General features: G+C 64.3%; 8 protein-coding genes and 2 pseudogenes. 6 read left to right on the forward strand and 4 right to left on the reverse strand.

Features of this window, described 5'->3' with window-relative positions; genetic code table 11:
* Positions 1 to 85: 85 nt before the first annotated feature.
* The 3 genes from ACIRL2_RS38785 (at position 86) to ACIRL2_RS38795 (ending at position 10155) form a co-directional block, all read left to right on the forward strand.
* Complete coding sequence (locus ACIRL2_RS38785; protein ID WP_402238677.1) at positions 86 to 3691, forward strand: helicase-related protein; 3606 nt, start codon at positions 86 to 88, stop codon at positions 3689 to 3691.
* Positions 3692 to 3840: 149 nt separating this feature from the next.
* Entirely contained in the window at positions 3841 to 6651 is a 2811-nt protein-coding gene (locus ACIRL2_RS38790) for a DUF1156 domain-containing protein (protein ID WP_402238679.1), read from the forward strand.
* Between the two features lie 63 nt (positions 6652 to 6714).
* Complete coding sequence (locus ACIRL2_RS38795) at positions 6715 to 10155, forward strand: Swt1 family HEPN domain-containing protein (RefSeq protein WP_402238680.1); 3441 nt, start codon at positions 6715 to 6717, stop codon at positions 10153 to 10155.
* Between the two features lie 59 nt (positions 10156 to 10214).
* Here ACIRL2_RS38795 and ACIRL2_RS38800 read toward each other — a convergent pair whose 3' ends face one another.
* From ACIRL2_RS38800 to ACIRL2_RS38815, 4 genes and pseudogenes are all read right to left on the reverse strand, one after another.
* A complete protein-coding gene (locus ACIRL2_RS38800) occupies positions 10215 to 10772 on the reverse strand; it encodes a DUF1643 domain-containing protein (RefSeq protein WP_402238682.1) in 558 nt (185 codons plus the stop codon).
* A 392-nt stretch (positions 10773 to 11164) separates the two neighbouring features.
* Positions 11165 to 11971, reverse strand: a complete 807-nt coding sequence (locus ACIRL2_RS38805; RefSeq protein WP_402238685.1) for a thiopeptide-type bacteriocin biosynthesis protein — start codon at positions 11969 to 11971, stop codon at positions 11165 to 11167.
* Between the two features lie 350 nt (positions 11972 to 12321).
* On the reverse strand, positions 12322 to 13047 hold the full coding sequence (locus tag ACIRL2_RS38810) for a hypothetical protein (RefSeq protein ID WP_402238695.1): 726 nt from the start codon (positions 13045 to 13047) through the stop codon (positions 12322 to 12324).
* A 112-nt stretch (positions 13048 to 13159) separates the two neighbouring features.
* A pseudogene (locus tag ACIRL2_RS38815) lies at positions 13160 to 13552 on the reverse strand (transposase); the annotation flags it as partial.
* A 319-nt stretch (positions 13553 to 13871) separates the two neighbouring features.
* Between ACIRL2_RS38815 and ACIRL2_RS38820 the strand changes: the two are divergent.
* The 3 genes and pseudogenes from ACIRL2_RS38820 to ACIRL2_RS38830 form a co-directional block, all read left to right on the forward strand.
* Positions 13872 to 14708: a transposase gene (locus ACIRL2_RS38820; protein ID WP_402238687.1), complete on the forward strand. Its 837-nt coding sequence runs from the start codon at positions 13872 to 13874 to the stop codon at positions 14706 to 14708.
* A gap of 204 nt (positions 14709 to 14912) precedes the next feature.
* On the forward strand, positions 14913 to 15092 hold the full coding sequence (locus ACIRL2_RS38825) for a hypothetical protein (protein ID WP_402238689.1): 180 nt from the start codon (positions 14913 to 14915) through the stop codon (positions 15090 to 15092).
* 293 nt (positions 15093 to 15385) lie between these two features.
* Positions 15386 to 15713: pseudogene (locus ACIRL2_RS38830) on the forward strand (hypothetical protein); the annotation flags it as partial.

The following is a 15713-nucleotide window of genomic DNA, read 5'->3' on the forward strand; positions in this document are numbered from 1 at the left end:
TCGCTGTTCCTTCCTGCAGCAACCTTCCGGGACCAACGAGCAGAAATTAGCGTTGATCACGTCATATCCACAGCAGGGAGACTGCATGGCAATCAACGAAGTCGGCGACGGATGGCCACCGCATGTAGCTCCCGGCATCTATCCGCTCGGAGTCCGACTGGAGGAGATGACTCCAGGCGCACGGATCGGAGGCCTGACCGCAGCCGGCCCCGTCACCGTGGTCCGCGCGGACTGGCGCGGCAGCAGCGCGATGGAGGTCGTCTATCGGGACGACTCCGGCAGCTTCGGCAGCGTGTTTCTCTACCGCGAGCACGAGGCGAACCTTACGCTGCAGGCGCCCACAGCCCGTACCGAGTTCACTGGCGACCCCGTTGCCTTCCGCCTGACAGCTGAGGCCCTGCGCTTCCGCATGGCAGGTCTCTTCGACCCCATGCTCGCCGTCACCACCTCCGACCTCGAGCCGCTGCCGCACCAGATCCGCGCTGTATACGGCGAACTGCTGCCTCGTACCCCGCTCCGCTTCCTCCTCGCCGATGACCCAGGCGCCGGCAAAACCATTATGGCCGGGCTGTACGTGAAGGAATTGCTGCTCCGTGGCGACTTGGAGCGCTGCCTGATCGTCGCGCCCGGCTCGCTGGTCGAGCAGTGGCAGGACGAACTCCTCAACAAATTCGGGTTGCGGTTCGAGCTGCTTACCGGTTCCCTCGCCGACTCGACTCCGGACAGCAGCGTTTTCGAGCACCACCCTCGACTGATTGCCCGTATGGATCAGCTCTCCCGGTCGGAGGAGCTTTTAGAGCAGCTCCATAATTCGGACTGGGACCTGGTGGTCGTGGATGAGGCTCACCGGATGTCCGCTCACTGGTTTGGCAATGAGCTCAAAACCACCCGGCGATACCAGCTCGGCCAGCTGCTTGGCCGCGTCGCCCGCCACCTCCTCCTGATGACCGCAACCCCGCACGCCGGTAAAGAAGACGACTTCCAGCTCTTCCTCGCTCTGCTCGACTCGGACCGGTTCGAGGGCAAGTACCGCGAAGGAGTCCACACGCTCGACACGGGCGGGCTTATGCGCCGCATGGTCAAGGAGGACCTCCTTACCTTCGAGGGCAAGCCACTCTTCCCCGAGCGTCGCGCCTACACCGTCCCGTACGAGCTGTCTCCTGGCGAGCACGAGCTGTACGAGGCTGTCACTCAGTACGTCCGCAACGAGATGAACCGCGCAGACAGGCTCCGAGCAGCTGGCGACGGGCGTCGAGGAAACACCGTCGGATTTGCTCTCACTGTTCTCCAGCGCCGTCTGGCTTCCAGCCCCGAGGCGATTCTCCGGTCTCTGGAACGGCGCCGTGAACGCCTGGTACGTCGCCATCGAGAGATGCTGGCAGGCCCGACCGGGCGCACTCGGCCCGAAGATCCGGAGCTTACCCGTCGACTGAGTGCCATGAATGGCGACGACGATTGGCAGGAGCGCCTCGAGGACCTGGATGGCAACGAACTCGAGAAACTGGAAGAAGAGGTTCTGGACGCAGCCACCGCCGCTGGGACCGCCGCCGAGCTCACCGTTGAAATCAACCAACTCACTGAGCTGATCCGGCTGGCCTCACAGGTCCGGCTCTCCGGCACCGACCGCAAATGGAGCGAGCTGCGCACTCTGCTACAAGACCGGGACGAGATCCGTGACCATGACGGCAATCCCCGCAAGATCATCATTTTCACCGAACACCGGGACACCCTGAACTATCTCGTGGAGCGCATCCGCAATCTGCTCGGCCAGAACGAGGCGGTCCAACTGATCCACGGTGGCGTACGACGCGAGGAGCGCCGCCGAGTCCAGGAGTTGTTCACCCAGGAGCGCGATGTCCGTGTCCTCGTGGCCACAGACGCCGCTGGCGAGGGCCTCAATCTGCAGCGCGCCCACCTGATGGTCAACTACGACCTGCCGTGGAACCCCAACCGGATCGAGCAGCGCTTCGGCCGCATTCACCGGATCGGCCAAACCGAGGTGTGCCACCTGTGGAACCTTGTCGCCGCTGACACCCGTGAGGGCGCCGTCTTCCAACGTCTCCTGGACAAGATCGAACACCAGCGCCGTGCATACCGTGGGCAGATCTTCGACGTGCTCGGCGAAGCTTTCGAAGAGCAACCACTGCATCGGCTGCTCATAGAAGCTGTCCGTTATGGCGATCAGCCCGAAATTCGTGCCCGTCTGGACGAGGTCATCGACCATACAGTCGGCGCAGGGCTCGACGAGCTGCTCGCGGAGCGGGCCCTTCACCGCGATCTCCTGGGCGAAGCCGAGGTGGCCGAGACCCGGCTGCGACTGGAAGAGGCTCGTGCCCGGCGGCTTCAGCCTCACTATGTCGAGGCATTCTTTCGGGCAGCATTCACAAAACTCGGCGGTCGATTGGCGAAACGGGAAACTGGCCGGTTTGAGATTACGAATGTGCCGACTGTATTGTTGAACCGTTCACCGCACCGTGGGCTGCCGGCCCCGGTGCTTCGCCGGTACGAGCGAATCGTTTTCGACCGGGAGCTGATCCGTCGACGGGGCTGCGCGGAGGCGGCCCTGCTCGCTCCGGGCCACCCACTGATGGATGCAGTCGTGGATACAACGATCGAGCGGCACGCAGCCGTACTCAAGGCCGGCAGTGTCCTCATCGACCGAGCCGACCCCGGCCAGAACCTACGACTGCTTGTCGCACTCACCCAAGAGATCACCGACGGACGTCCTCGCTCAAGAGTCGTCAGCAAGCGCTTCGACTTCGTCGAGCTCACCTCCGACGGCTCGGCGATCCCCGCCGGTCCTGCCCCCTACCTGGACTACGACCCTCCAGCGGAGGAAGAAGCAGACCCGGTGGCGGAGGAAGTCGCCCGCCTTGTCGGACAGCCCTGGCTGGCCGACGGGATGGAGGAGACGGCCATCGCCTGGGCCGCCGACCACGCGGTCCACGACCATCTGCGGTCTGTACGAGACCGGGTTGCGCCGGAGATCCAGCGCACCCGCGAACAGGTACGGCAGCGCCTCACCCAAGAGATAGACTTCTGGTACGCCCGTCACCTTGAGCTCCTCGACGCGCAAAGCCAGGGGCGCAAGCTGAAACTGCGACCCGAGACTGCGCTGCGCCGTGCGAGCGACTTGGAGGAACGGCTCAAGCGACGGCTGCACGAGTTGGATCTCGACGAGCGTCTCCTGCCTCGTCCCCCACGCGTGGCAGGTGGGGCCTTGGTGCTGCCCCAGGGACTTGTCGATCGCCTACTCGGGCGACGGCCTAGCTCTCCGGCGGTCATTGCTGCTGCGCGTGACACAGCTGCCGTCGAACGTCGAGCCGTCATGGCGGTGATCGACGCCGAGCAGCGCCTCGGCCGCCAGCCCGAAGAAATGCCGCCGAATAATAAGGGCTTCGACCTCCGATCCTGGACTGCAGACGGCAGCAGCCTGCTGCACTTGGAGGTCAAGGGCCGCATCGCCGGGGCTCGAGACTTCACGATCACCCGCAACGAGGTGCTGCACGCCAAGAACGTCGGCGATCAGTACCGCCTCGCCTTGGTGTCCGTCTCCCCTCACGGACCGGAGCACGACGAGGTGCGATACCTGACCCAGCCCTTCCGCGAGACGAGTACGGACGACTTCAATGTGACCAAGTTCGTCTTCCACTGGAAGCGCATGTGGGAACGGGGCGCAGACCCTCACTGACGCGTATCGCACCAAGGCCAAGAGCTGAGTAGGCGAAGGGAGAACGCTCGTCAGCGGTACAGGCCATACTTGACGGCTGAGCAGACCATCCCGGAACGTCTCCAGCCGTCCCGCACCACCCGCCTGGCCCGAAGAGAAGAGCGCCCTGCATGACGACCACGCCCAAGCGCAAACTGATCGAGGTCGCACTGCCGCTGGAAGCGATCAACCGCGAATCCGCGCGGGAGAAGTCCATCCGGCATGGGCACCCCTCGACGCTCCACCTGTGGTGGGCGCGTCGCCCGCTCGCCGCGTGCCGAGCGGTGCTCTTCGCCCAACTTGTAGACGATCCTTCCTCGCACCCGGACAGGTTCCCGACAGAGGAAGCAGTTGCTGCGGAGCGCCAGCGGCTGTTCCGCCTCATCGAGCGCCTGGTCGCCTGGCAGAACACCTCGGATGAGGCACTGCTGCGAGAAGCCCACGAGGAGATCCTCAAGTCGACTGATGGCAATCCACCGCCCATTCTTGACCCATTCGCAGGTGGCGGTTCCATCCCGCTAGAGGCTCAGCGGCTGGGTCTGGAGGCCCATGCCTCGGACCTCAATCCCGTGCCAGTACTCATCAACAAAGCCCTAATTGAGATCCCATCGAAATGGGCGGGGCACCCGCCAGTGTTCCCAGGTGCAGCACAGGAAAAACTCTCCCAGGGTGCCCAAGCCGAGGGAATGTGGCCGAGGGCCACGGGCTTGGCAGAAGACGTCCGCCGCTACGGCAAGTGGATGTTGAGTGAGGCAGAGGCACAGATTGGCCACCTGTACCCCCAGGTGAAACTCGAAGACGGCAGTAAAGCCAACGTCATCGCCTGGATTTGGGCCCGGACCGTGCAGTGTCCTAACCCTGCTTGCGGGATTCGGATGCCGCTAGTCAAGTCATGGTGGCTCGGTAAGAAGAAGGGAAAGGAGGCATACGTCGTCCCAAGGGTCGTTGCTGGCAAGGTCATCTTTGAGATCAGTCACGACGTCAAGCAGGCCCCAACGAAGGAAACAGATGGCACCGTCGCGCGGACGGGGGCGCTCTGTATCGGCTGCGGAGATGCGGTTCCTCTGTCGTATGTACGTGAGGAAGGCAAAGCGGGGCGGATCGGCCAGCAACTCATGGCCATCGCTGCAGAAGGCAAGCGTCGGCGAATCTACTTGCCACCGAACGAGGAACACGAACAAGCTGCGAATGTTCCGCGACCTACAGATGTCCCTGACACAGAAATTCCTTACAATCCGCGTTACCTCACCCCGCCGAACTACGGCATGACCCAACACGCTGATCTCTTCACAAATCGCCAGCTTACAGTTATGACCGTCCTGACCTCAATGACACAGGACATCAAAAGTTCAATCTCGAAAGATGCGAAAGAATTCGGACTGCCCGCCGGAGATCTGCTGGAGGTAGGCGCAAAAAGCATCGAATCATATTCGGGAAGCGTTTCAACATACCTGGCTCTAGCTGTTAGCAAGGCCGCCGATCGACTCACCTCTATCAGCGGCTGGGACAGCAGTACCAAGACGGAAGGGACTCGCAATGTATTCGCACGACAGGCGATTTCAATGGTGTGGGATTTCTCTGAGGCCAACCCATTTGTCGATGCGTCCGGTGGCCTAGGGAAGGCATTCGAAGCCATCGCCGAGGCACTCAGTCGCCAAGGGGCGGGAAAACTCGGGACGGTCGAACAGGCGGACGCAACTCAGCGTAGCTATTCCGGATTTCTCATTTCCACGGACCCTCCCTACTATGACAATGTGCCCTACGCAGACCTCTCTGACTTCTTTTACGTATGGCTCAGGAGGTCCTTGCAAAGCGAATTCCCCTCACTCTTGAATACAATGCTCACTCCAAAGGCCGAAGAACTTGTAGCCGACCCACTGCGCCATAATGGGAAGAGGGGGGCTGATATTTTCTTCGAAAATGGCTTCAATGAAATCTTTGGAAATATTCGCCGAGAATCTCCGAACGATTTCCCAATCGCCGTATTCTACGCGTTCAAACAGGCCGAGACCGATTCGTTCGGAGAAGCGTCCACAGGATGGGAAACCCTCCTCTCTGGAATGATTCGCTCGGGGTGGTCAATTACGGGCACCTGGCCAATGCGGACAGAACTAGGTAATCGGATGCGTAATGTCGACAGCAACGCTCTAGCCTCGTCTATCGTCCTCGCCTGTCGCCCGCGCCTCAGTGAGGCTGGCATTACCACCCGTGGCGCCTTTCTGGGTGCGCTTAAGGATGAGATGCCAGTGAAGCTCAACGAGCTCCAGCAAGGTGCCATTGCTCCAGTCGACCTGGCTCAAGCCGCCATCGGCCCCGGCATGGCCGTCTTCTCCAGGTACGCCCAGGTCCTGGAGTCCGACGGCAAGCCGATGACCGTGAGGACCGCGCTCATGCTTATCAACCAGATCCTGGACGAAGTGCTGTCCGAGCAAGAAGGCGACTTTGACTCCGACACCCGATTTTGCGTTCAGTGGTTTAAGAACTTCGGCTGGAACGAGGGCTCCTTCGGAGACGCCGACAACCTTGCCCGCGGCCGAAACACCTCCGTTGAGGGCGTCCAACGCGGTGGTGTCTTCCGAGCCGTCGCTGGCAAGGCGAATCTACTGCCCTTCTCTGCGCTGCCCTCCGACTGGCACCCGGAGACCGACGATCGCATCAGTCTGTGGGAAGTCGTCCTGCACCTTGCGAAGGCTCTGGACGAGGAAGGCGGGGACGCCGCAGCCCGCCTCATGGCCGCCGCCCGCACCCGCGTCGATATGGATGTCGCGCAGGAGCTGGCGTATCTACTTTTCGCCATCTGCGAGAAACGCGGCATGGCTCAGGATGCGATTCTCTTCAATGGCCTCGGCCAGTCCTGGTCCGACCTGACGGCCGCCGCGCGCAAGCAGGCGGCCTCAGCTCCGAAGGTGATTCAGGACGGGTTCACGTTCGATGAGGAATAGCAGCTGCGGCCCCTAGCAGCGTAGACATCAACGCCAGAGGAACGAGGAGGACGAGGACAGGCGATGGCAATCAGTAACCGGGACCGCGTCAATCGCGGGTTCGAGCTGTTGGCGCAGGGACTGGAGCCCTTCGTTGACGAGATTATGACGGCCGCTACACCAGGCGACAGCGCCTGGATCAAGGTCCTCGAGGCCCGCGACACCCAGAAGTTCGGAACGAAACGGGTCTACGCGAAGTCCGACCCTGCTGTACTCCTCAAGGTGATCACCGAGGAGTGGCGAGCCGGGTTCGGGGACAAGCTCTCCCGTGGTGAGCAGTCCATCGCCTCGCTCCTCCGCGATCATCGAAACAAGTGGGCACACAACGAGCGGTACAGCCCAGAAGATGCCGCGCACGTGCTTGACTTGGTCGAGCGGCTGCTGACATCGATCGGCGACCCCCTGGGCGCGGCGGCGGCACGCAAGGAGAAGCAGAACCTCCTGCGTGCCATGTACGAGACCGAGACTCGCGAGGCGGTGAAAGAGTCGGCCCGGGCGGCGGTAGGCGTCCCCGGTTTGGTCAGGGGCCAGAGCATCAAGCCCTGGCGCGAAATCATCCGCCCGCACCGCGATGTGGCCTCCGGGAACTACGCCTCCGCAGAGTTCGCCGCCGACCTTGACGGCGTAATGCACAACGAGGGCAGTGAGGAGTACACCGACCCCGTCCGGTTCTTCGAGCGCACCTACCTCACTGAGGGACTGCGCGACCTTCTCACCCGGGCCGCTCGACGGCTCTCCGGTGACTCCAACGCCAGCCCAGTCATTAACCTCCAGACTAACTTCGGTGGGGGCAAAACCCACTCGATGCTGGCGTTGTACCACCTGGCCTCTGGAACCCCGCTCGCCGATTTTCCGCAAGAACTCCACGACTTGATCGCGGACTCTGGTGTGACTTGGGATTCGGTACGCCAAGTGAAGCGAGTCACGCTCGTCGGCAACCGGATCAGGCCAGCCAAGGGGGATATCAAGGGCGATGGCACCCATGTCAACACGCTCTGGGGCGAGCTCGCCTGGCAGCTCGGCGGCAGGGAGGCGTACGACCGGATCGCGGAGGACGATGAAGCTGGCACCAACCCGGGCCGGGCGCTGCAGGAGTTGATCACCGACTACGGTCCCTGCCTCATCCTTATCGACGAATGGGTCGCCTACGCACGCGAGCTGTACGGCAAGGATGACCTGCCCGCTGGTACTTTCGACAGCCAGTTCACATTCGCTCAGACCCTGACCGAGTCGGTCAAGGCCGTCCCCGGCGCACTGTTGGTCGTCTCCATTCCGGCATCGGACGCGGCGGACGGCAGCGACGCAGACTCGACCGGTGCCAGTGATCTGGAAATCGGTGGTCTGCATGGTCAGGCCGCCCTCAAGCGGCTGCAGAACGTCGTGCGACGGGTGGCTGACCCTTGGCAGCCAGCCACCGCCCAGGAGTCCTTCGAGATCGTCCGACGTCGACTCTTCGAAGCGCCCGACGCCGATGACAAAGTTGAAATAGCCGCTGTGGCACGGCAGTTCGTTGAGTTCTATCGATCAAAACAGGGCGAGTTCCCCCGCGAATGCTCCGAGCCAGCGTACGAGGACCGGATCAAGGCCGCCTACCCGATACACCCCGAGCTCTTCGACCGGCTCTACAAGGACTGGTCGACCCTCGAACGATTCCAGCGCACCCGCGGCGTACTGCGCATGATGAGCACCGTCGTCCACGTGCTGTGGGCAGCGAACGACCCAGGGCCTCTCATCATGCCCGGCTCGATCCCACTCCAGGACGCGAAGGTCGTCAGCGAGCTCAACCAGTACCTCGACGACGAGTGGAAAGTCATCATCTCTACCGACGTCGACGGAGAAGGGTCCATCCCCGTCCGGATCGACGAGGAGCGCACCACTTTCGGCCAGCGGCGGCTCACCCGCCGACTCGCCCGCACGGTGTACTTCGGATCAGCACCTACTCTGCGCAGCGATCACAGGGGCATCGACCGGCAATATGTGTGGCTGGGTACGGCCGTACCCGGCGACACGATCGGGAATTTTGGCTCCGCGCTCGACTTGCTCAGTCAGCGCACCACGTTCTTCTACCCGGAGAACGGGCGCTACTACTACAGCACCCAGGCGTCCATCACGCGCCATGTTCAGGATGCTGCAGAGGCGCTGCGCGACCGTCCCGAGGAAGTCTGGGCGGAGATCACTGACCGCCTCAACCGGACCCAGAGGCAGTCCTCCGGGGACTTCGCTCGGGTTCACGCTGCCCCGGATGGCACCGCCGACGTGCCGGACCTGGAAGAGGCCCGGCTGGTCCTATTGCACCCCAAGTTCTTCCACAGCAAGGGGGAAAAGGACACCAAGGCACTGGAGTTCGTTAAGAAGTGCCTCAAACAGCGCGGCACTGCCACACGGGTGAACGTCAACCAGTTGGCGTTCCTCGCTCCTGATCATCGACGCCTTGAGGAACTCGAAGACGCCGTGCGTGATTACCTCGCATGGAAGGATGCGCACGCGCAACGCGGGGAAACCGGACTGAACCTCACTGCTCAGCAAGCCGGACTCGCCGAGAGCCGTTGCGCTCAGGCGGACGAGACGGTCAACCTGAGGATCGCGGGCACGTACACCTGGCTGATCGTGCCGAAGCAGCCACAGGGCGACAAGGAGTACGTACTCGGCCCGATCCGCTGCGAAGGCAGCGAAGACAAGCTCGCCGTCCGGGCATCCAAAGTGCTGGTCAGTGCAGGACAGTTCACTACGGTGTTCGGGGCGCTCAACATCCGGCTGGATCTGAACTCCCACTTGCGCCCAGTCTGGGATCCTGGGCACGTCTCGCTCGGTGCGCTGTGGAATTACTACCGCAAGCACCCTTACTTGATGCGCCTTCGGGACCGTTCCGTACTTGAGCAAGCTGTGCTGTCCGTGCTGTCGGAGGGAATCACCTGGGAAGCAGAGGGATTCGCCCTGGCTGAGGGATACGACGAAGCGAGCGGCACCTACGTCGGTCTCGCCCTGCCTATGCAGGATTCTTTCGGTCTGCCCACCGACGCAACTCTGCTCGTCAAGCCCGAGCGGGCGAATGAGCAGCGCGAACGAGATCTGGCTGCGGCGGCTCGCAGGAGAGCAGAGCGGGAGGCCGCTGCTCGGGCGGCCAGCGACTCGGCGGCAGACAGTGACACCGACACCTCCGATGGAGGCAGCCCCGCCGACGTTCCCACGAGGCAAGTGGAACCGCATGTACAGGAGCCAGAGCCGACCCCGAACGTTCGCTTCTTCGGTTCGTATCCAGTGGATGCAGAGCGTAGCGGTCGTGACTTCGCGAAGTTCGTCGAAGAGATCCTTCCGCACCTGCGATCCGCTCCTGGGGCCGAGGTACGTATTCGCCTGGAGATCGAGGCTCACAGCAAGGATGGATACTCGGACGACAAGGTCCGAGTCGTCACCGAAAACGCCCGCACCCTGAAGTTCGAGCAGTATGGCTTCGAGAACGAGTAGGCCAGCCGATGCGCTCGGTGGTCGCCGGTCCCAAAACCGCGGCCGCCGAGCGCACAGCTTTACTCAGTGACCAATGACCGGCGAGGAAACGGCTGTTCCGGGAGCGTGCTCGATTTGTGGATGGTCAATACCTTGGCCAGCCGTTCTTCGAATGATCTCCCCTCGACGCGTCCCTTCTCCGGGCCGACGAACTGCCGCCACCGCGACGGATGTCTCGGTGTGCCAGCTACCATCCAGACCTTCGATAGGCCGCGATTGTCCACGTGCGCACGCACCCATGCGGCCTGCTCCTTGAGAAGTTTTCCCACGACACCGGTGATTCTCCCGGCACCCCAGGCGAACAGAATCTCGTCAGCACCTTCGATCGCCACTGACAGCTGCTGACGGGACCTTTCAAGGTCCGGCTCGGTCACGACGAGGCTGGCCAGCTGTGTCTGGTCCTTTGACTGGAGATCGATCAGATTGGCCAGTCTCAACTTTGTGCAGCCGGTCAGCGGTAGTGCAGCGAGGAGGTTGCGGTGCGAGATCGTCTCCACTGCCGGACGCAGGGGAGGGTTGAGCAGAATGGCGCACAGCGTGCGCTGATCGACTCCGGCAACAGCGACCGGGGCAGTCATGGCATCCCTATCGGGCGGGTATTTATGGTGGGTTCTGTGGAAGTCAAGAGGGTTGTCCTTGCCTTCAGCGGGCGGTGATTCCGTCGAAAGGGACGGGGTTCCCAGCAAATGCGGGGTGGTCAGGGTTCCACGACAATGTTCCTTGCGGCATGGGCGAGGAGGCCTTGCGTGCGCGCGGTCAGGTCAATTCGGTCAAGTGGAAGATGACAGGTGGGCCAGGTTTTCGCGGATGCCTCGGCGGAGCCTTCGCTGTTGAGCGAGGTGGCCAAGGGTGCTTCCGGCTTGTGCAATCCCGGCGATCCAGTCGGCAATACATGCGAGTGATCCGTTTTCGCGCGTTAGTTGGCTGACAGGGCTCGCATCCACGGTCATCATGCGGCGCAAGCCGGAGGTTATGCATGCAGTTGGCCCGGCGATGCGTCGTGGGGTAGGGGCCGCTCCTGGGTCGTCCGATGCCAGATATCGCCTTGCTCGGACCATTCTTGCCAGGCAGAGCAAAACAGGGCGCTGGTGATCAGGATGGAGACCTCGCGGCGGCCGATCCGTTGCTTGGCGGGTGTTGCCGGGTCGTGGCTGTGGAGGTGGTCGAGGATGCCCCGACTGTCGGCGTGGAAGAGGGTATGGGCGGCTTTCGTTCCCTCGGATCCACCGAAGACGTAGGTCTCGGGTTCGTAGATGGTCTCCCGCCAGTTCGTGATCTGGTCCCTAGTATCGCAATTCGTCGAGTGCGTACCCCAGTTGCCCGTTCGCGTCCGCCTGTGTGGCGCTCGGGCCAGGTTGGCAGCACAAGCGCCAGCAAGGAGCTTTACGGATGAACCACCACGACCACACCGTGCCCGTGGTCTGGCTTCCCGCAGTGACTGTAAGCCGCCGCGGTGGTCGTGCGCCGGGTCGTTGCCCAGTCCGCGAAAGGGACCCAATCCAGACGCATAGGCCCGATCAAGTCCGCCTCGGTGCGGGACAGGACTCCCCAGCGGATCGCGCGTGCCAGCGCCACATCCAGTGCCCACACGGCGCGGGTGGCGGCAACGACCGGAACCCGGACGCGATCGGCGTCCGGCGCGTCCAAGGTCTCGTACAACGCGGCGTGTCCGGCGCAGAATGCACACCAAAGCCGCGCCATGCTCCCCGGACGGTCCAGATCCACCGACGCGAGGCTGCGGAGAAACCCGGTCACCACCTCCGCGTGCACGTCTCACGCTTCACCGTGGAAGCGGTCGGCCATCCATCGGCACAACGGTATCAACGCCTAGTGCCATCCCGAAGCACACCACAGTCCATGCCGCGCCCTCGGCCCGCGCCCGCGTGACCAGGTGCGCACACAGCGCATCGCGGGTGTCGAGCGGCAGCGACGCAGCAACAGCCGCTCCCGCAGCTCGTCCAGGGAATCGGCCAGCACGGCAAGTGCGGGAAGGCCCGCCCGTCCACCGCGAGCGGAGCAGGCCCCGTGACCAGCAACGCGAAGGCGATCCGGGCCATTTCCTGCTCACCGGCGACGTCCCTGCGGTGATCCTCAATGGTCACGACCACCGCGACTACCGGTGGTTTGTTAGACCGGGATGTAGAGCTCGATGGGTCTTCCTGTGCCGAGGGCGTTGATCAGGGTCTGGAGTTCGGTGGGCGGGGGCTTGGTTGACCATGCCCGCCAGTAGCGTTGCAGCGTGGTCCAGGGCGCCAACCAGCCACGGACGGCCCGGATCGCTTGGGGCCAGGAGGCCTTTCGGGGTCGGTGGGACGCGGGAGTTCCGCCTCTCTGGGCGGTGCGGTTCCAACTCCTCGGCATCCACGGACGGGGGCGGAGGCGGGGCGAACCAGGCGTCCCAGCACAACGAGAACGCGCAGTTGACCAGGGTCTAGTGGCGGCGGATCGCGGTGTCGGAGCGGACCTGGAAGTCGGCCCATCCGAGTTCGTCCTTGACTTGGCGACCACCAGGCGTGTCGTCCCGTCCGGGCCCCACCACCCGAGCCTCGCGTCGGCGGCCCACCAGGTCTCGGTGTGGCCGTCACGGAAGCGACGGATCACCGCGTTCCAGTCGCCGGGATCCCGCGGCCCGCCCCAGGTCAGGACGCGGGCGGCGTCGACCGGGGTATGGGCTTGGTCGCCCCGGGCCCAGATCCCGTGGCGCGGCTTCAACGCCATCACGAACGGCAGCCCGGCGTCGACGAGTTCGCTGCGGAAGCCGTCCTGGTCCCCGTAGGCACAGTCTGCGGCGACCGCCCGAAAGGACACCCCCGCCTGTTTCGCTTCCCGGGCCAGGGCGGCCCCGATCCGCAGTTTCGTGCGGAAGTCGGGGTCGTTCCCGCCTTGTGGGAAGTGGTGGGCCGGTGAGGCGCTCGTCCGCCCGACACGTGGTCACCGTGACGACGCCGCGGTCGATCTTCCCTACCGAGCCCAGGTACTGCTTGCCGACGTGCGCGGTCGCCGTGCCGTCCTTGCGGTCGCCGGAATCGTCGATCACCAACACCCCGCCCGCGTGCGGCGCGGTCGCCGGATCCGCCAGCAAAAGCTCCACGCGGCGGGCGTTGATCCGCTCGTGGTCCCAGGTCGACTCGGACAGGAAGAACTGCAGCCGCTGCACCGCCGGATGCCGTGCACCGACCACGGGTTCCGTACCGGCCAGACAGGTCAACGTCTTGTTGCGGTCCCTCGGCAGCAACAGCCCGGTCAGGTACTCGCGGAAGCCACGCCGCTGTGCCAACGTCGAGAACAGGTCGTCGAACCGCGCGGCACAGGCCTCCAGCGGCCCCGGTGCGGGCGGACAGGGCACACGCTTGGTCATCGCAACCCCCCGAGGCGCAGGCGACGTTCCCTCCTATCGGCATACCGCGACCCTGACCCGCTGTCAACAAAGCACCGGTAAGCCTCGATCCACCGGTCAGCGTCCTGTGGATAGCGGCTGGAAAAACGAGGAAGTGCCTTGTGGCCTGCGATGATGGGAGTTCTTCAGGCTTCCAGCACGCACGATCGACAAGGCACTTCCGAGATGCAAGTTTCCCACACTCCGGCGGCGGTCTCCGCTGTGTTCGACGACCGGAATCTGATCGTGCATGCCGGGCTGGTCCCGGTGATGCGGCTGGCCGAGTGGTGCGGCCGAGAAGGTGAAGCTGACCGGCGCGAGCAACGGTGCCGGGGCGGCGGCAGACGCCAAGGTCACCGGCATCGTCGCGGGCATGGCCGTGGGCGCGTACAGCATCGACGACCTGGCGGTGCTGCGGCACGGTGCCATGCCGGCCGTGTTCGCGGGTATTCGTGCCCCGTCCACACTGGGCACGTTCCTTCGCTCGTTCACCCACGGGCACGCCCTCCAACTCCACGCCGTCCACCGGAGGTTCCTCGCGGAACTGGCCGCGCACACCCCGCTGTTGCCCGGCGCGGGAGAAAAGGCGTTTATCGACGTCGACTCCACCCACAAACGGGTTTACAGCCGGACCGAGCAAGGCGCCGAGTACGGCCGGTTCAAGGGCATCCGCACCCTGCACCCCCTGCTCGCCACGATCTGCACCCCGCACTCGAGGCCGGTGATCGCCGCGGTGCGGATGCGCCGCGGCAAAGCGGCCGACTCCCGAGGCGCCCCGAGATTCGTCAGCGAGGCCCTGGCCACCGCCAGGGAGGCCGGCTGCACCGGCACACGCGTCCTGCGGGCGGACTCGCAGTTCTACAACGCCGGGGTGATCGCCGCCTGCCGACGGGCCGACGTCCGCTTCTCGATCACCACCGGCATTAACCCCTCCGTCAAACGGGCCGTCCTCGGCATTCCCGACGAGGCGTGGCGGCACATCGAATACCCGACCGCCTTGCCCGATCCCGTGACCGGAGAACTCGTCTCGGACGCCGAGGTCGCCGAGATACCCCGCCTACACCGCGTTCGCGAGCCGTGCGAAGGCGGAGCGGGTCACCGTCCGGCTGATCGTCCGTCGAGTCCGCGACCTGGCTAAACCACCGGTCGAGGGTGAGCAGGGCGAGCTTTTCCCTGTCTGGCGTTACCACCCCTTCTTCACCGACAACCCCGCCGAGACCCTCCGGGTCGAGCGGGAACACCGGCATCACGCGGTCGTCGAGCAGGTCATCGCGGACAGCAAGCCGGCGCCCTGGCCCACCTGCCGTCGGGGCACTTCCACGCCAAGGCGGCCCGGCTGACCTTGTGGGCGATGACCTACAACCTGCTGCGGGCAGCCGGGGCACTGACTTCCGTCTTCCACGCCAGGGCCACCACCGCCACCCTCCGCGCCCACCTCGTCCACGTCCCGGCCCGGATCGCCCGCTCAGCACGGCGTATCACGCTGCACCTGCCGCGCGACTGGCCCTGGCGGCAAGCCTGAACGCACCTGTTCGACACCGTCCACGGCCCACCCGGCTGACGCGAACAGCCCCAGCCCACCGCCCGCCCGGGCCCGACCGAAACCGAATCCGTGGAAAAGCTGGGCAGACCAGCGGATAACACCTGCCCATGCCGCGTCACCCACCCGAAGCCGGCAGAGAAACCGATCAGAAGATCACTCTCAAACCCCATCGGTGGATCGAGGCTAAGAAGCCGTTGTCTTATCGAACGTGGTCGCTGAGTTTCCTCTGGTCGGGCGTGAACTCGGTTGCTGTGCGGGAGGGATGACGCATTGTGTCGTCTCGTTCGTGGGGGTTGCCGGTGCCGTCGGTGATGGGGTTGCTGGAGGAACGCGAGACCGCCGCCCGAGTGCGGGTGGAGGAGTTGCGTGCGGAGGCCGACCGGGTCCTGGCCGCGTTGCGGGAGGCCGAAGCGGTGCTGGAGCGCCGGGTGGTCGCGGTTGAGGAGTTGGCCGAAGCCTTGGACGCGCGGGTGCGGGACGAGCTTGCCGGGGAGGCCGGGCCGGAGGCGGCAGCGGTGGTGGAGCCCGTGGTGGTGAAGGTGGCGGTGGCCGGGTCGGTGGTGCCGCATCGGCGCGAGCGGATGGCGGTGGAGGTGCTCG

The sequence above is a fragment of the Embleya sp. NPDC127516 genome, assembly GCF_044765325.1.
Taxonomy (GTDB): domain Bacteria; phylum Actinomycetota; class Actinomycetes; order Streptomycetales; family Streptomycetaceae; genus Embleya.